The organism is Arthrobacter sp. LjRoot14 (assembly GCF_964253905.1).
In the GTDB taxonomy this organism is placed as follows: domain Bacteria; phylum Actinomycetota; class Actinomycetes; order Actinomycetales; family Micrococcaceae; genus Arthrobacter.
Map to the genome: position 1 here is coordinate 2,373,156 of NZ_CAXURL020000001.1, position 16,183 is coordinate 2,389,338.

General features: G+C 67.1%; 14 protein-coding genes. 9 read left to right on the forward strand and 5 right to left on the reverse strand.

Translation table 11 applies throughout. From position 1 onward, the window contains the following. The first annotated feature begins 5 nt into the window (after window positions 1–5). The 3 genes from ACSQ12_RS10550 (at window position 6) to ACSQ12_RS10560 (ending at window position 3,122) form a co-directional block, all read left to right on the forward strand. Complete coding sequence (locus tag ACSQ12_RS10550; protein WP_436065369.1) at window positions 6–1,454, forward strand: SLC13 family permease; 1,449 nt, start codon at window positions 6–8, stop codon at window positions 1,452–1,454. Window positions 1,455–1,674: 220 nt separating this feature from the next. After that, window positions 1,675–2,034, forward strand: a complete 360-nt coding sequence (locus ACSQ12_RS10555; protein ID WP_436065370.1) for a hypothetical protein — start codon at window positions 1,675–1,677, stop codon at window positions 2,032–2,034. A gap of 32 nt (window positions 2,035–2,066) precedes the next feature. After that, on the forward strand, window positions 2,067–3,122 hold the full coding sequence (locus ACSQ12_RS10560; protein ID WP_436066979.1) for a DNA polymerase IV: 1,056 nt from the start codon (window positions 2,067–2,069) through the stop codon (window positions 3,120–3,122). 30 nt (window positions 3,123–3,152) lie between these two features. Here ACSQ12_RS10560 and ACSQ12_RS10565 read toward each other — a convergent pair whose 3' ends face one another. The 3 genes from ACSQ12_RS10565 to ACSQ12_RS10575 form a co-directional block, all read right to left on the reverse strand. Continuing rightward, window positions 3,153–3,680: a DUF427 domain-containing protein gene (locus tag ACSQ12_RS10565; RefSeq protein ID WP_436065371.1), complete on the reverse strand. Its 528-nt coding sequence runs from the start codon at window positions 3,678–3,680 to the stop codon at window positions 3,153–3,155. Between the two features lie 207 nt (window positions 3,681–3,887). Next, window positions 3,888–4,151: a hypothetical protein gene (locus ACSQ12_RS10570; protein WP_436065372.1), complete on the reverse strand. Its 264-nt coding sequence runs from the start codon at window positions 4,149–4,151 to the stop codon at window positions 3,888–3,890. 40 nt (window positions 4,152–4,191) lie between these two features. Next, window positions 4,192–5,349: a DUF6226 family protein gene (locus ACSQ12_RS10575; RefSeq protein ID WP_436065373.1), complete on the reverse strand. Its 1,158-nt coding sequence runs from the start codon at window positions 5,347–5,349 to the stop codon at window positions 4,192–4,194. Between the two features lie 144 nt (window positions 5,350–5,493). Here ACSQ12_RS10575 and ACSQ12_RS10580 point away from each other — a divergent pair, with 144 nt between their 5' ends. From ACSQ12_RS10580 to ACSQ12_RS10600, 5 genes are all read left to right on the forward strand, one after another. Beyond that, on the forward strand, window positions 5,494–6,255 hold the full coding sequence (locus ACSQ12_RS10580; RefSeq protein ID WP_436065374.1) for a VOC family protein: 762 nt from the start codon (window positions 5,494–5,496) through the stop codon (window positions 6,253–6,255). Between the two features lie 92 nt (window positions 6,256–6,347). Next, window positions 6,348–9,026: an ATP-dependent helicase HrpB gene (gene hrpB / locus ACSQ12_RS10585; RefSeq protein ID WP_436065375.1), complete on the forward strand. Its 2,679-nt coding sequence runs from the start codon at window positions 6,348–6,350 to the stop codon at window positions 9,024–9,026. A 118-nt stretch (window positions 9,027–9,144) separates the two neighbouring features. Beyond that, a complete protein-coding gene (locus ACSQ12_RS10590; RefSeq protein WP_436065376.1) occupies window positions 9,145–9,747 on the forward strand; it encodes a PadR family transcriptional regulator in 603 nt (200 codons plus the stop codon). A 149-nt stretch (window positions 9,748–9,896) separates the two neighbouring features. Beyond that, the gene (locus ACSQ12_RS10595; protein WP_156810667.1) at window positions 9,897–10,037 is read left to right on the forward strand and encodes a hypothetical protein; all 141 of its coding nucleotides are present in this window, start codon (window positions 9,897–9,899) and stop codon (window positions 10,035–10,037) included. A 112-nt stretch (window positions 10,038–10,149) separates the two neighbouring features. Beyond that, a complete protein-coding gene (locus ACSQ12_RS10600; RefSeq protein WP_436065377.1) occupies window positions 10,150–12,330 on the forward strand; it encodes an elongation factor G-like protein EF-G2 in 2,181 nt (726 codons plus the stop codon). 32 nt (window positions 12,331–12,362) lie between these two features. On the opposite strand, the gene ACSQ12_RS10605 is transcribed toward ACSQ12_RS10600, so the two are convergent. Both ACSQ12_RS10605 and ACSQ12_RS10610 read right to left on the reverse strand, forming a co-directional pair. Continuing rightward, the gene (locus ACSQ12_RS10605; RefSeq protein ID WP_436065378.1) at window positions 12,363–13,040 is read right to left on the reverse strand and encodes an alpha/beta hydrolase family protein; all 678 of its coding nucleotides are present in this window, start codon (window positions 13,038–13,040) and stop codon (window positions 12,363–12,365) included. Window positions 13,041–13,068: 28 nt separating this feature from the next. After that, complete coding sequence (locus ACSQ12_RS10610; RefSeq protein ID WP_436065379.1) at window positions 13,069–14,985, reverse strand: alpha-amylase family glycosyl hydrolase; 1,917 nt, start codon at window positions 14,983–14,985, stop codon at window positions 13,069–13,071. 157 nt (window positions 14,986–15,142) lie between these two features. Between ACSQ12_RS10610 and ligD the strand changes: the two genes are divergently transcribed. Further along, entirely contained in the window at window positions 15,143–16,165 is a 1,023-nt protein-coding gene (ligD, locus tag ACSQ12_RS10615; RefSeq protein WP_436065380.1) for a non-homologous end-joining DNA ligase, read from the forward strand. The last annotated feature ends 18 nt before the right edge of the window (window positions 16,166–16,183 follow it).

Below are 16,183 nucleotides of genomic sequence, written 5' to 3' on the forward strand. Positions count from 1 at the left end.
CCATAATGACCAAAACTGAGCACCGCACCGCTGTCGCTGCGGGCGAGACCCAGGGCAACGGTGCCCCACGCCCAACCCGTCGCCGCCGAATCGTAATGGTGTCGGCGGCAGCCGGTTTCGCGATCCTGGCGTTGATTGTCCTCTTGCTGGGGGGTGATATCTTCAACTCTTCGGCCACCCCCGAACCGGAGCACTCCATGACCGCTGTCCAGATCATCCCGCTCGTCATCCTCGTCATAATGTTCATCGTCGCCACCAAGTGGCCGTTGAACATCGGCGTGATGGGGCTGGTCGCCTCCTTCGGCGTCGGCTATTTCATGCTCGGGATGACGGACAAGCAAATCCTGGAGGAGTTCCCGGCCAGCATCGTCCTGACGATCATCGGCGTCACCTACTTCTTCAGCATGGCCCAGCGGAACGGGACCATCGACATCATCGTCCAGAACTGCGTGCGCCTCGTCAGGGGCAAGACGATGCTGCTGCCCTGGGTGTTCTTCCTGATCGCAGCCGCGCTGACGTCACTGGGTACCTTCTCGCCGGCCGCTGTCGCGCTGCTGGCACCGGCGGCCATCGGCTTCGCCTACGAGTCCCGCATCCATCCCGTGCTGATGGGCGCGTTCATCATCAACGGAGCCCATGCCGGCGGCTTCTCCCCGTTGTCCGTGGCCGGCGTCCTGGTGCACGACATCGCCCTCAAAAACGGCTTTCCCATCTCCCAGGGCGCCCTCTTCTCTGCCAGCTTCGCCCTGAATCTCATTCTCTCCGTCCTCACCATCGTCCTGTTCGCCCTCATCGGCCGGTTGCGCGACGGCGAAGGCGGCCAGCATGCCGACGTCGACACCGCCCGGACCAGCCGTCCCCGCGGCCAGCAGATCCTCACGCTGATCCTGATCGCGGTGATGCTCGTTTGCACCCTGGGCTTCCACATGCCGATCGGCTTTGTGGCACTTTCCGCCGGCCTCCTGCTGGCGCTGGTCAACATCAAAGAACATCAAACATTCATCGGCGGCGTCTCCTGGTCCACAGTATTGCTGGTGGCCGGCATGATCACTTATGTCTCGCTGCTCCAGCACGTGGGTGTCATTGATACCCTCGCCGAGCAGGCCCTGGCCCTGGGCGCACCGCTGCTGGTGGCGCTGGTCCTCTGTTACGTCATTGGCGTCGGCTCAGCCTTTGCCTCCTCCACGGCTTTGCTGACCGCATTCATTCCCCTGGCCGGTCCGCTGCTGGCCACGAGTTCGCTGAGCGCCTCGGGAACGGTCGCCGCACTGGCTATCGCTGCCACGGTGGTGGATGTCTCTCCCTTCTCCACCGACGGCGCGCTGGTGGTAGCCAACGCCCGCGACGACGACCGGCAGCGCGTCTACCGGCAGCTGATGGCTTATGCCGGCGGAGTGGTGCTGGTGGCCCCGGCCCTGGCCTGGGCCCTGCTGGTACCCACCGGCATCATGTAGCCAAACGGCGACGCACCCGGAAAGACGGCCCTTACACAATGAGCCGGCCGGACCCAGACCGCAGTGGGGCGGCGAATGGTGATCACAGGGATCATCGCCTATTCGCAACGCGCGCCGCCCCACTGCACTAACCACCCAAGAGAACCCGCATGGCCTGGTCTCGAGACGGTTCAGCCCGGCTCGCACGGCCTTTCCGAAGCCGTCAACTGAAGGACCACCCATGACTAAGCATTCGCGCCCATCCCCGCCGCAGGCGATGACTCCGCCACTGGAGCCGGCACCCAACTGGACAAGGCTTTCCCGCAACGACGAGATCGAACTGCGTAAGGACGGAAAAATCGTTGCATCCGGGACGGTCGACATGATGGCCCTGAACGGATCCCTCCTCTGGCTCCTCCAGGACGGCGGAAAAGGCAGGGCCCTGTTTCTCCACGACGACGGGTTTTTTGTCCTCAAACGCGGCCGGATGCGTTTCCACACGAATTCCCGGGTCGTGACGCCGAACGTGCCGGCAGTGGCCTCCGGGATCAGGCCGACGGCCAAACTCGGCGGAGAGCCGATGCTTGTGAGGGATGTTTAAGGCAGACTGATGGCGTGAGCGGAATCCGGTGGGTGCTGCACGTCGACCTCGACCAGTTCATCGCGGCGGTCGAAGTGCTCCGGCGGCCGGAGCTTGCGGGCAAGCCGATCATTGTCGGCGGTCGAGGCGACCCCACGGAACGAGCTGTGGTGTCGACCGCATCCTACGAAGCCAGGGCGTTCGGCGTGGGTTCCGGAATGCCCTTACGCATTGCGGCCAGGAAAGTGCCCGACGCTGTGATCCTGCCCGTCGATCAGGAGGCCTACCTCGCGGCGTCCGAAACGGTGATGGCTACCCTTCGCGCGCAGCCGGGCGCCACCGTGCAGGTGCTGGGTTGGGATGAAGCCTTTGTAGGCACTGAGACAGAGAACCCGGAAGCCTACGCCCGGCAGGTGCAGGCCGCTGTCCTGGAGCGAACGCAGTTGCACTGCAGCGTGGGCATTGGCGACACCTTGGTCCGAGCCAAGGTCGCCACCGGTTTTGGCAAACCGGCCGGCGTCTTCCGGCTCACTGCGGGGAACTGGCTGGACGTCATGGGCAGCCGGCCCACAAAGGACCTGTGGGGCGTCGGAACCAAAGTGTCGGCCCGGCTGGCCAAACTCGGCATCAACACAGTCGCCGAGCTCGCCGCGTCCGACCCCCAGGATCTGGTCCCGGAGTTCGGCCCCAGGATGGGTCCCTGGTACGCGGAGCTCGGACGCGGGGACGGCGCCAGTGTTGTGGACGACACCCCATGGGTTGCCCGCGGGCATAGCCGGGAGACCACCTTCCAGCGGGACCTGACCGAGCCCGCCCAGGTGGACGACGCAGTGCGGGAGTTGACAGCCCGTGTCCTAGAGGATGTTGAGGCCGAAGGACGGCCCGTGGTGGGGCTGACCCTCAAGGTTCGCTACGCGCCGTTCTTCACCAAAACCCACGCGAGGAAGATTCCCGAAACATTCGACCGGAACGAAATCCTCGCGCGGGCACTGGACCTCGCAGCCGGAATCGAAGCGGGCCGCCCCATCCGTCTCCTGGGGCTGCGGGCCGAAATGGCCATGCCCGAGGATGCCCGGCAGGGACATACGCCGACGCGCGGAGGTTGGTGACGGCGTCTACATGGCGTGCCCGGCCAGTGCTCACCACCCGGCAGTACCAGGGCCACCTTTGAACGGACCGACGATCTTCGCGGTGATCCAACCCCCGTAGAAGTCACCTTCCTGGAAAGTCACCTGCTCGCCGTTGACCTCGCAGGAATCCATGTGGCCCGGGTAAAGGGCCACTCGGGTGCTGAGCGCCTCAAAACCTCGGGCGGGTTCCGGGTAAGTCCACCCGGCACGGCGAACGATGACTCCGCCGGCAACAACGTCGAAGTAGTGTGCTTCTCCCTTGAACTCGCAGAAGGTGGTGCCCTCGACCGGAACGAGTACACCGGCAGCGAATGCGTCCAATGGCAGGTAGTAGACCGGCGGATGACTCGTCTCCAGGACACGCACTGCATCGGTGGTGTCGACAATCACCTGCCCGCCAAGCCGTACGACAACCCGTTCCGATCGGGGCTCGACCCGTGGCGGCCGCGGGTAGTCCCACACCGATTCTTGACCGGCCTTGGGTTTGATGGGCTGGGGACGCCGAAACGATCCGGAAAAACCGTGAGCAGGAGTCATGTCCCCATGGTGCCATCTTCCGCTGGGAAGCCACCGTGAACGCCGGGAAGGTCCAGGCCGGCACACAGCTCCTCGGCACCGGAACCGTCATTATCCGTGACGTTCACGCCGGCTTCGCCCGTTTTACCCGCGGCCAGTCTTCCCTGCCTTAAGCCGGTCGCGTGTGAGGCCGCCGGCAAGGCGATCGTCAACATGCATGCGGCAAGGCTATCGCGGGACGGAATCTCCGGGTGGGTGATCTGGCGGGTCAGCAGGGTTCGGGGCAGGGGCGGGGAGCTCGTGCTGGACCACCTGTATCTGCTGCGCGTGGTGGGTTTCCGGGCGGAAGATCTCGTCGGCGATGCCAAGCATGCCACCGGTCGCGCCCCGCCAGGCGCCGTTGCGCCCGTTCCGCCGCGACAGCCAGTACCAGAGGCAGGCGATCAAGGCAGGAATCCCCAGCACCACCACCAGCCCGATGATCAGATCCATGGTGCAACCCGCCTCCGGGAGTCAGCTTTGGCTGCTGCCGTCATCGTCCGGACCTGAGCGGCCATGGTCGCCATCCGCCGGCCACCTGCCGTAGCCGGACCTCCGCTTCCTGGAGTCGGACGGCATCCACCGTGCCCGGTTCACCACTACCGCTTTCTGACCCGGAACCGTCGACGGCGGTCAGGGCGTACTCGCTCCACCTCCGGCTGCCCACGGGATAGCGTTCGCTGTAGCCTCCTGCGGCGACCGCGAGTACGAGCATTTCCATCCGGTCAGCCACCGTTTCGGCAGTGTCGTCGCACGCATCGCAACCGCACACCGGAAACGGAAAGTCATGCAGCAGGCCGGCCCGGATCAGGACTCCCGGATACCCGGTCAACACAAACGTCAGCGCCGCCGCTCCGGAGCGCCGTGGCGTGACCCGGATGGCCTGCAGCACGTCCCGGGCAACCACCTGCAACCCGGCGGCATGAGCCGGACCGCTATCGACGTCCACGTCGTACAGGGCTGACAGGTGGTCGATCAGTGCCAACGCGACAACATGAAGCCCCGCGAATCGCTCCGGATGGCTGTCAACGCTGTATGAATCAGGGTCAGGACCGTCGGCACCCCACCGCCCGCCGTAGGGGACGGGTGCACCTTCCGGCGAGTAATACGTCGTCGTCGGCAGTGGCGTCCGGACATAACGTGGCTTTCCTGCAGGCGGCGGGACCGGCGCGGGCCGGGCTGCAGGCGGGTCCTCCGTTTCCCGGGCCCAGTCCAGGAGCTTGTCGACGAGGCCCCGGACGGAATCATCGTCCGCAGTCGGTAAAACCTCGAGCAGGCGGCCCACCTCGAACTTCGTCCGCCGGTTTCCCACCAAGGGAGCACCGCCTTCGTAGGCGGTCCACTCCGCATCCGGTCTCATCCGCGCAATGGTGTTTCCGGCGAACACTGCTGCTGCAGCGCTGACATCACTGCCGGGTTCCATCCCGGCAGCGAATGCGTGCAGGAACCAGATGAGCCGCGCCGGGTCGTCGGCCAACTCTTCCGCGCTCACATTGTGGCCGGCACAGAAACCGATGAACGCGGAGTAGCCCCCGACATGCCTGACCCGGGCTTCACGGCCCGGCTCCTCCGCATACACCGCGCGGCCCCGCGGGGTCGGGTCAGGCAATCCGGTGGCCGGCCCATCGAACAAATCCTCCATGGACCCCATATCCAGATCCTAGCCTTGCCAGGAGGGCCATGGCGCCCGCGGATGGACGCGCAGGCAGCAACGTCCGCAAAGGCTTGAAGCCGAGTCCCTGGCTGCATACGCTGCACAAAGGAAAGAACCCGGAGGGAACAGGAAGGCGCCTTAGTGACAACCCGTGATACCCGTACAGCCGGCGCGCCGTGCCGGGTCGAAACTTTCCAGCCGGATCCCCGGGCGGCCATGGAGTTCTACGGCCCGCTCTTCGGCTGGAGTTTTGACGATCCCGCCCCTATGCCGGCCGGTCTCGAGGGCAACTACTATGCTGCCCGCCTTCACGGGCGGCTGGTTTCCGGTATCGGCCAGGCTCCGGCGCTGTCCCGGCCCACGTGGAACACCCACGTACGCGTCGACGACGTCGGTCCGGCGCTCGCCCGTGCCGAGCACGCCGGAGGTATCCTCCTCGCAGGACCGTTTGGTGGCGGCACAGCTGGCAGTCTGGCTGTGGTCGCAGACGCCACGGGAGTTCCGTTCTGCCTGTGGCAGGCCGGCGGGAGCGACGACGCCGTGCTGGCCGATGAGCCGAACACCTGGGCGATGAGCTCGCTGCACACCACCGACGTCGGGAAAGCGCAGGCGTTCTACGGCACTATGTTCGACTGGGAACTGGAACCGGTGCCGGATGCCCCCTTTGCGCTGTGGCGCCGCTCAGGCCAGGTGGTTGCTGTCGTCACCGCGACTGACGGCGTCGCCGTTCCGCCCCACTGGAGCGTCAATTTCGCCGTCAGGGACACGGATTCCGTCGCCCGGCACGCGGAAGAGCTGGGCGGCAGTATCCTGATGGCGCCGATGAACACGCCGGGATTCCGCAACGCGGTAATCGGCGACCCCCAGGGCGGCTTCATCGCGGTCAGCGCTCCTGCGAGTTGACTCTTCCCGCCCGTCGGGGCACCGCGCGGCGGGTCACCGGCCGGGACCGGCGCTGAGAAGGACCGTGCGAACTTTGTAGGCACAATGGAGGCGTGACTTCTCCGCTCCCGCCGGCCGCCGCCCGCTCCAATCCACCATTCGATTTGGGCATCATCAGCGCGGGCCTGGCCTTTGCCGCGTCGCTGGGAGAGCTGTCAGAGGCCCTGCGCGCCGGCGGCGCGGCCGGAACCGCCGTCGTCCAGGCGCCCCCCGGTACCGGTAAAACCACCCTTGTTCCGCCGTTGCTCGCCAACATCGCATCCGCCGCCGTGAGCGGTGGCGCAGGGGCTCCAGGCGGAAAAGGCCGGACCCCGCGGGTTGTTGTGACCCAGCCGCGGCGTGTCGCCGCGCGCTCTGCGGCGCGCCGCCTGGCCGACCTGGACGGCAGCCGGCTCGGCGACCGCATCGGCTATACAGTCCGCGGCGAGCGCGTCGGCGGGGCGGGCACCCTGATCGAGTTCGTCACGCCCGGCATCCTGCTGCAGCGGCTCCTGTCCGACCCGGGCCTGGAAACCGTGGACGCCGTGATCCTCGACGAGGTCCACGAGCGAGGGCTGGAGACCGATCTGCTGCTCGGTATGCTCGCCGAGGTCCGCGAGCTGCGCGGCGATCTCATGCTGGTGGCCATGTCCGCCACACTGGACGCGCCGCGCTTCGCCGCACTGCTAGCGGGAGGACAGGACGCGACGCACGACGGCGGCGCCCCGGCTGCCGTCGTCGACTGTCCGTCCGCGCTGTACCCCCTGGAAACCGAGTGGGCGCCGGCCGCTGTGGCGCGGCTGGACCCGCGGGGCGTGAGCCGTGGGTTCCTGGACCACGTGGCAGACACCGCCGCCGCAGCACACACCGAAGCGCTGGCAGCGGATCCGGGAGTCGATGCCCTGGTCTTTCTTCCGGGCGCCCGGGAAGTCTCGCACGTTGCCGGCCGCCTCCGGGGCAGGGTGGACGCCGAAGTGCTCGAGCTGCACGGCCAGGTAAGCCCGACGGAACAGGACCGGGCAGTGTCGGGCCGGGACACCGGCGGACGTGCCCGGATCATCGTCTCCACAGCGCTTGCCGAATCCTCGCTGACCGTTCCGGGAGTCCGGCTGGTCATCGACTCCGGGCTGGCCCGCGAGCCGCGGCGCGACACAAACCGCGGCATGTCCGGCCTGGTGACCGTGTCCTGCTCCCGCGCCTCTGCTGAACAGCGCGCCGGTCGCGCCGCACGCCAGGGCCCGGGCCGGGTGGTCCGGTGCTATGACCAGAAGGCCTTCGGAGCCGCGCCGGCGCACCAGACCCCCGAAATCGTGGTGGCCGACCTGACCGCAGCGGCCCTGGTCCTGGCCTGCTGGGGATCACCCGGCGGACGTGGATTGGCCCTTCCGGACGCGCCGCCTGGGGCAGCGATGGATGAGGCCGTGGAGGTCCTCCGCGAGCTGGGCGCCGTTGGACCGGACGGCCTCGCAACGGAGCTTGGAAAGACCCTGGCCAGGATTCCGGCCGACCCGCGGCTGGCCCGCGCCCTGCTGGACGGTGCCGCAACCGTGGGCCACCGGACTGCCGCGGAGGCTGTCGCCGTCGTCGCCGGTGACCAGCGCGCTCCCGGCGCCGACCTCACCCGGTTGCTTGCCACGCTGCGCTCAGGCACGGATCCGGCGGCGCGGCGCTGGAAAGAGGACGTCCGGCGGATGGAAGGGATCGTCCGCAAGGAACTCGCCGTCGTCGACCGGTCACGCGGCGTGGCGCCGGTGACCGCCGCGGAGGCGGTCGGGTTCGTCGTCGGCCTCGCTTTCCCGGACCGGGTGGCGCGCCGCGTGCCCGGTGCGGGGGAGCGGTACCTGCTCTCTTCCGGTACCCGGGCGGGCCTTCCGGCGGGCAGCCCGCTGTCCGGCCATGAGTGGCTGGCGGTTGCCGAAGTCTCGCGCGCGGAAGGCCGCGACGCTGCGGGAACCGGGGCCGTCATCCGCTCTGCGGCGCCGCTTTCCGTTGACACGGCGGAGGCTTCCGCCCGGCACCTGCTGCGGGAAACCGTGGAGGCCGGCTTCACCCAGGGACGGGTCACGGCCCGGCGGGAACGCCGCCTGGGTGCCATCGTGTTGTCCTCGACACCGGTGCGGCCCTCAGCCGCCGAGGGGCGGGCGGCCGTAGCCCGCGCACTGGCGAAGGAAGGGTTGGGAACCATCGGATGGTCGACGGCTGCGGACGCCCTGCGCCGCCGCCTCGCGCTGCTGCACCATGAACTGGGCAGTCCATGGCCGGATGTGTCCGAGGGGGCGCTGTTGTCCCGGCTTGATGACTGGCTGGCGCCCGAACTCGAAACCCTTGCCGGCGGGGCCGCCACCGCCGGGATCGACCTCACGGAACCCCTGCGGCGACTCTTGCCGTGGCCGGACGCGGCCCGGTTCGGGGAATTGGCGCCGGAGACGCTGGAGGTTCCGAGCGGTTCGCGCGTCAGGATCGATTACCCGGACGCGGAGCACGACGACGGCCGGCCGGTTGTGGCGGTCAAGCTGCAGGAATGCTTTGGCTGGGCCGAAACACCGCGGTTGGCGGGCGGCCGGGTGCCGGTGCTGTTCCATCTTCTGTCGCCGGCAAGGCGGCCCCTGGCGGTGACGGACGATCTTGCGTCGTTCTGGTCAGGACCCTACGCGCAGGTGCGGGCGGAGATGCGTGGCCGGTACCCGAAGCATCCCTGGCCGGAGGACCCGTGGACCGCGCCGGCCACCGCCCGGACCAAGAACAGGATGTAGCCGCCCGGTTTCGTTTCCCCGCGGCCGGCAACCCGGAGCTCTTGACCGGCGATATCTACCGATATATCGTTAACTATCGCCGGTGCTCGGCGATATGACACGGAAAGATGAGGCCACCATGAGAGGCATTCACGACAAATTTTCAGACAATGGCCCCGAGCGGGGACGTTTTGAGCGCGGCCGCAGCCGCCGCGGACCCCATGGACATGGCGGCGGCGGATTCGGACGCGGCTTCGGACCTGGCTTTGGCCCAGGGTTCGGGCCGGGTTTTGGGCCGGGCGGCCCGCGCAGGGCCAACAGGGGCGATGTCCGCGCGGCGATTCTTTCCCTGCTGGCGGAGACACCCTCCAACGGGTACGGGCTGATCAAGACAATCGCGGAAAAAACGTCCGGAGCGTGGCGTCCCAGCCCCGGCTCTGTCTACCCGACGCTGCAGCAGCTAGTCGACGAAGAACTCATCGCGCCCGTTGGTGAGGGCAGGCGCACGGAGTTCACTCTCACCGATGCAGGCAAGGCGTATGTGGAGGAGCACCAGGATGAGCTGGGCAACGCCTGGAACACCGACCCCGAGGGCACGGGTCCCGCGTTTCATCAGAGTGTAGGCAAACTCATGGGTGTCATTCACCAGTTCCGGGTTGCGGCGTCCGACGAACAGCGTCTGGCCGCCGTCGAAAAGATCGACGAAGCCCGCCGCGCGCTGTACCTGATCCTTGCAGAGTAGATCTCCAGGGCCGCAAGTGCCCCAGTGAGGTAACTGATACACACCGGAAACCTTGCGTCGTTGCCGCGAAACATTGCACGGTTACGCTCATTCCTACCTGGACACAGCGGTCCATGCAGCGAACGGAAGGACACACCATGATGACTCTTTTGAGCACTTTGACACTCTCCCTTCACTCCGGCTGGAAGGACAAGGATCCGCATGCCGGCGGGGCTGGCTCCATGGGCGCTTTCCCCAGCGGGCAGCTCACATCCACCCCCTGGGAAGGGTGGTGGCACGACGAAAGCTAACCCCGCGGGCAGGGGCTGCACCTCACCCTCTTGAAGTTCGGCGGCCTCAGGGTGTCGAATCGTCTTACAGAGGCCGCATGACGGCTCACGACTAAGACGCCTGGAGTTGCTCATGTCGGTAAAAAGCTCAAACGGCCGGGCCAAGAGCCCGGCCCGCAGCACCTCTGATTCCCGGCGGGCGGACGCCTCCGCCGGGGCGCCCGCCGATTCGCCGGAGAAAGTCCGCAACGTGGTTCTCGTCGGCCACTCCGGTGCCGGAAAGACAATGCTGGTGGAGGCACTGCTTGCCGCAACCGGCGTGATCTCGCGGATGGGATCGATCACGGACGGGACGACGGTCAGCGACGCCGAACCCTCCGAAGTGCACCAACAGCGGTCCGTGGTGCTCTCCATAGCCCCCCTCGTGGTGGACGGCATCAAGGTCAATCTCCTGGATACGCCGGGATACGGTGACTTCACCGGCGAACTCCGCGCAGGACTGCGGGGAGCGGACGCGGCCCTTTTCGTGGTGTCTGCCATCGAGGGCATCGACGCCGCCACCACCGCGCTCTGGGCTGAATGCGACCAGGTAGGGATGCCGAGGGCGGTTGTGATCAGCCGGCTGGACCACCCGCGTGCCAACTTCGAGGCGACTGTGGCCGAGTGCCAGCGCTCGTTCGGCGACTCGGTGGTACCGGCCTACCTCCCGGTGCGCACCGGAGACACCACCACCGGGCTGCTGGGACTGCTCTCGCAAACGGTGTCGGACTACTCCGCACACTCACCCGTACCGGAAGTGCGGCCCGCCGGCACGGAGGAGATGGCGGCGTCCGAAAGTGCCCGCGGCACGCTCATTGAGGGAATCATCTCGGAAAGCGAGGACGAAACCCTCATGGACCGATACCTCGGCGGTGAGGAAATCGACGTCGACGCCCTCGTCAGCGACCTGGAGACCGCCGTCGCCCGCGGAACATTCTTTCCCGTGCTGGCAACGTCCGCCGAAACGGGCCTGGGCGTGGCGGAACTCCTGGAAATGCTGACACGCGCCTTTCCGTCTCCGCTGGAGCGCACCCTGCCGCAGGTCACCGGTCTGGCCGGCGAACCGGTTCCGCCGCTGGCATGCGATCCCGCGGGCCCCCTCGCCGGCGAGGTGGTGCGGACCACTATCGACCCGTTCCTGGGCCGCGTCTGCCTGGTGCGGGTTTTCTCCGGCACGCTGCGCGAGGACTCCGCCGTGCACGTCAGCGGCCGCGGGCTGGCCGACCGGGGCCACGAAGACCACGACAGCGACGAACGCCTCACCCACCTCTACTCGCCGGTGGGGTCAACCCTGCGGCCGGTACCGTATTGCGTGGCAGGGGATATCTGCGCAATCGCCAAGCTGGCCAATGCCGAGACCGGCGACACCGTCTCAGCCAGGGAGGCGCCGCTGCTGGTGCTCTCGTGGGAGATGCCGGAGCCGCTGATGCCCGTGGCAGTGGAAGCAGCAACCCGCAGCGACGAGGACGCCCTGGCCAAGTCCCTGGGGAAGGTGGCAGCCGGTGACCCGACCCTGCGCGTTGAGCGGAACGCCGAAACCCATCAGCTGATCCTCTGGTGCATGGGCGAAGCACACGGCGAGGTGGTGCTGGACAGGCTGCGCGAGCAGGGGGTCAAGCTGCAGACCGTGGACGTGGTCACCCCGCTGCGGGAAACGTTCGCGGCGCCGGCGTCGGGCCACGGCCGGCACGTCAAACAGTCCGGAGGCCACGGCCAGTACGCCATCTGTGACATTGATGTTGAGCCCCTCGAACGCGGCGCGGGTTTCGAGTTCGTTGACAAGACCGTGGGAGGGGTCATTCCGGGGCAGTACATCGGCTCGGTCGAGAAGGGTGTCCGGGCGCAAATGCAGAAGGGCGTGGCAGCGGGATTCCCGGTGGTGGACATCCGGGTGACGCTCACCGGCGGCAAAGCGCACAGCGTCGATTCCTCGGATGCGGCCTTCCAGGCGGCGGGGGCGCTTGCGCTGCGGGAAGCCGCGGCCGCGGGCCGGATCCAGCTCCTCGAACCCGTCCTGGCGGTGACCATCAGCGTCGCCGAAGACTACGTGGGCGCGGTGATGAGCGATCTCTCCTCCCGGCGCGGGCGGCTGACCGGAACGGCCTCGGCCGACGGCAGCGGCACAGAAATCAGTGCAGAGATACCGGAACAGGAACTGCTGCGCTATGCGGTGGACTTGCGGGCATTGACAGCGGGCACCGGCCGTTTCCGGCGGACCTACCTTCGCCACGAGCCCCTGCCCCCGAACATGGCCCATACGGCTCCGAGGCAGTAAGGCCGGAGCTTTGTGGGCCTTGCATTGTGAACCTAGCCATGTGAGCGCAAATACGCCGCAACCGTGGCCGCGACGGAAGCGCCGATCTCCTCCGGACTCCGCTTTTTGCCGGCGACCGCAAATGAGTGGTCACCGCCGTCGTACCAGTGGAGGGTAGCGGTGGGCCCGATCCGGGCAACCACACCCTCCAGCAGCTCGGGCGTGGCGAACGTGTCCCGAGTACCCTGCATGAACAGCATGGGAAGGGTGATGCCGTAGAGGTGCTCATCCCGCAGCTTCTCCGGCTTGCCCGGGGGATGCAGCGGATAGCCGAGGTACACCAGCCCGGCCGCCGGCATTCCCTCGGCCACGGCCATGGACGCCATCCTTCCGCCGAACGACTTGCCGGCTGCCCACACCGTGCCTGCGTCGGAGTGTGCGGCCGCCCTGGCTCCGGCCTCCGCCATGGCCGCACGCCAGGTGGCGATCGCGAGCGGCGGCCGGTCAGGGAATTTCCGTCCGGCCTCGCGGTACGGGAAGTTGAAGCGCAAAGTGGCGACGCCGTCGTCGTTCAACGCGTTGGTGAAGCCCGCCATGAAGGGATGCTCCAGGCCTGCGCCGGCGCCGTGCGCAAGCACAAGTGTTGCGGACGGCTTCTCCGGCCGGGCGTAGATGCCGGAGACCTGGACATCGCCGACAGTGATGGTTACGGAGGATTCGGGTACAGGCATGAATCCATGATGCCGGATCTGCCAGGGCTCAGCCGCCGGCCGGGGTAACCCGCAGCCAGCGGAACTCCTGTGGCCGGAGAGTGACCCCTCCTTCTATTCGCACCGGGTTCCCGGTCAGCAGGTCCACCGCCCCGGCCGCGAATCCGGAAAGCGTCTGCGCCGTGATGGTCTGGTTTCCGTCGCTGAAGTTGGCGAGGACCAGGATGTGGGTTCCTTCGCCCGGCCGCTGGTAGCCCAGGACGCCGCGGTTTTTGGTGTCGAAGTGGACCAGCCGTGTTCCGGCGAATTCTGGGGTTGCTGACCGCACCGAGATCATGGCCCGAAGGCCCTCAAACACCGCACCTTCGGGTGTGGCCGGGTCACGGCGCTTCGCGTATCTCCCGGCAGGGTAGTGCGGGCGGTGCACCCAGCGGCTGTCCGCGCCGTGGCCTTCCTCGAGGGCGTAGCCGTAGTCATTGAGCTGTCCCACCTCATCGCCAAGGTAGAGAAGGGGGATGCCGCCGGTGCTGAAGGCCACCGAATGGGCGAGCAGGATCCGGTCCACCGCCTGGCCGGTGCTGTCCTCCAGGCCGCAGAGCGACGCCGTCGTGCCGGAGATGCGGCAATCACCCGTCCGCGGGTTGTCCTGGAAGGGAACGCCGCGCGCGAAGCTGCCCGGGAAGCGGTTGACGTAGAAGGAGTTGAGGAAGCGGCGGTGGTCGAAGCCGTTGATCCCCAGTTCCGCGGCGTCCTCGTCCGCGAAGGTCCAGCCGATATCGTCATGGCTCCGTACGTAGTTCACCCACGAAGTGCCCTCCGGAATGGTGTGCCGGCGCTCGAGGGCCTGCGACAGCAAGGCCACGTCCCTGGTGGCCATGGCCTCCCAGATCAGCGCCATCTGCAGCGGGTTGTAGGAAAGCTGGCACTCTGCCGGATCGATGTACAGCGCCACTTCGTCGGGGTGGACGATCGCCTCGGACTTGAACAGCAGCGACGGCGCGGCCAGGCGGCAGACGGCGTTGAAGGCCTGCAGCAGGGTGTGGGCCTCAGGGAGGTTCTCGCACGGAGTTCCGAGCTGCTTCCAGATAAAGGCGACTGCGTCCATCCGCAGGATGTCCACCCCCTGGTTGGCCAGGAAGAGCATCTCTCCGGCCATGGCCCGGAAGACGTCCGGGTTTGAGTAGTTCAGGTCCCACTGGTACGTGTGGAACGTGGCCCAGACCCAGCGGCCGTCCTCCATCCGGATGAAGGACCCCGGGTGGTTCTCCGGGAAGATCTCGCGCACGTTCTGCTCGAAGGCGTCCGGCATGGTCCGGTCCGGGAAGATCCAGTAGTAATCGCTGTACTCGGGATCGCCTGCCGCGGCCCGCTTTGCCCACTCGTGCTCATCCGAAGTGTGGTTGAAGATGAAGTCAACCACCAGGCTGATGCCGTTGGACCGCAGCTCAGCGGCAAGTTCACGCAGCTGTTCCATGGTCCCCAGTTTCGGGTTGACCCGGCGGTAACTGGAGACGGCGTAACCGCCGTCGGAATGCGGCTCAGGTGCCAGGAACAGCGGCATGAGGTGCAGGTAGGTGAGGCCAAGCTCTTTGAAATACGGAATCCGGGCGCGGACTCCTTCGAGGTCCTCCGCATAGCGGTCCACGTAGCAGACGCCGCCCAGCATGCTGTTGGCGAGGAACCACCCGGGATGGTGTTCCCGTTCCGCGTCCAGGGCTTTGAGGTCCGCCGGGCGTTCGTTCCAGGCGCGGGCGGTCTGGAGAACCAGCGCCGTCAACTGCTCCTGGAAGTCCGGTCTGCTGCCGTACAGGGTGTGGAAGAGCCGGTACAGGTCAGGAAAATAACGGTCGAAGCGCCGCCGGAAGTCCACACTGTCCTGCCCGCTGGATACGAGGTCCTCATGCGCAGCCAGCGCGTTCAGTGCAAGTTGCTTCGCTGCCTGGTCCACACCAGCGGCTTCAATCATGGAACGGGTCTCCTTCGACGGTTGGCCGCCACGTGGGTTGACCGGCCAGTTCACATCCTTACAGAACGCACGTCGCGTGCCCAGTGAGCAGGCCGAAGTTTCTTCCGTTCGGTAGCCAACTGCTGACGGAGCGGACCGGGCGGGGTAGGTTGTCACCATGGCGAGCGAATCCACCACCCTCACGGTCGACGGACCGAACGGCCCCCGCGACATGCGGATCTCAAGTCCCGGCCGTGTCCTGTGGCCGGATCTCGGGCTGACCAAGCTGGACCTTGCGCGCTACCTCGCGGAAGTGGGGGACGCCTTTATCGCGGCGAACGGCGGCCGTCCGGTGGCACTGCAGCGGTTTTCGGACAACGTCGACGGCGAGCAGTTCTTCTCCAAGAATCCGCCCAAGGGCACGCCGGACTTCATCCGGTCGGTGAACGTGGTCTTTCCGAGTGCGCGCTCGCATCCCATGCTGGTCCTGGACGAACCGGCCGCCGCCGTCTGGGCTGCCCAGATGAACACGGTGGTGTTCCACCCGTGGCCGTCGCGTGCCGACAACACTGACAACCCCGACCAGTTGCGGATCGACCTGGACCCCCAGCCGGGCACCGACTTCGACGACGCCATCCCTGCAGCCCTGGAGCTGAAGGAGGTACTTGCGGAAGCCGGACTCACCACCTTTATCAAGACCTCGGGGAACCGCGGCCTGCACGTCTATGCGCCGGTGGAGCCCACCCGCGAGTTTCTTGACGTCCGCCACGCCGTCATCGCTGCCGCACGTGAACTGGAGCGTCGGATGCCGGACAAGGTCACTACGGCCTGGTGGAAGGAAGAACGCGGCGAACGGGTGTTTGTGGACTTCAACCAGGCAAACCGCGACCGGACCATAGCCGGCGCCTACAGCCCCCGGGCGCTGGGCCACGCCCCGGTGTCCTGCCCGATCACCTGGGACGAACTGGGCAGCGCGGACCCTAAGAACTTCACGATTCTCACCGTCCCGGAACGGCTCCGGACCGTCGGGGACCCGTGGGCGGACATGAACGCCAACCCGGGAAAAATTGACGTGCTGCTCGAGTGGTGGGAGCGGGACGTCGGCTCCGGGCTGGGGGAGCTTCCGTTCCCTCCGGACTATCCCAAGATGCCCGGCGAGCCTCCGCGGGTCCAGCCCAGCAGGGCACGCAAGAAAGACTAAACCCGGCCGGGCCGCGGC

What these genes read in the sequence shown, in the direction of transcription:
- ACSQ12_RS10550 (WP_436065369.1), top strand. Translation starts at nt 6, where the DNA reads ATGACCAAAACTGAGCACCGCACCGCTGTCGCTGCGGGCGAGACCCAG.
- ACSQ12_RS10555 (WP_436065370.1), top strand. Translation starts at nt 1,675, where the DNA reads ATGACTAAGCATTCGCGCCCATCCCCGCCGCAGGCGATGACTCCGCCA.
- ACSQ12_RS10565 (WP_436065371.1), bottom strand. Translation starts at nt 3,680, where the DNA reads ATGACTCCTGCTCACGGTTTTTCCGGATCGTTTCGGCGTCCCCAGCCC.
- ACSQ12_RS10570 (WP_436065372.1), bottom strand. Translation starts at nt 4,151, where the DNA reads ATGGATCTGATCATCGGGCTGGTGGTGGTGCTGGGGATTCCTGCCTTG.
- ACSQ12_RS10575 (WP_436065373.1), bottom strand. Translation starts at nt 5,349, where the DNA reads ATGGGGTCCATGGAGGATTTGTTCGATGGGCCGGCCACCGGATTGCCT.
- ACSQ12_RS10590 (WP_436065376.1), top strand. Translation starts at nt 9,145, where the DNA reads ATGAGAGGCATTCACGACAAATTTTCAGACAATGGCCCCGAGCGGGGA.
- ACSQ12_RS10600 (WP_436065377.1), top strand. Translation starts at nt 10,150, where the DNA reads ATGTCGGTAAAAAGCTCAAACGGCCGGGCCAAGAGCCCGGCCCGCAGC.
- ACSQ12_RS10605 (WP_436065378.1), bottom strand. Translation starts at nt 13,040, where the DNA reads ATGCCTGTACCCGAATCCTCCGTAACCATCACTGTCGGCGATGTCCAG.
- ACSQ12_RS10610 (WP_436065379.1), bottom strand. Translation starts at nt 14,985, where the DNA reads ATGATTGAAGCCGCTGGTGTGGACCAGGCAGCGAAGCAACTTGCACTG.
- ligD (WP_436065380.1), top strand. Translation starts at nt 15,143, where the DNA reads ATGGCGAGCGAATCCACCACCCTCACGGTCGACGGACCGAACGGCCCC.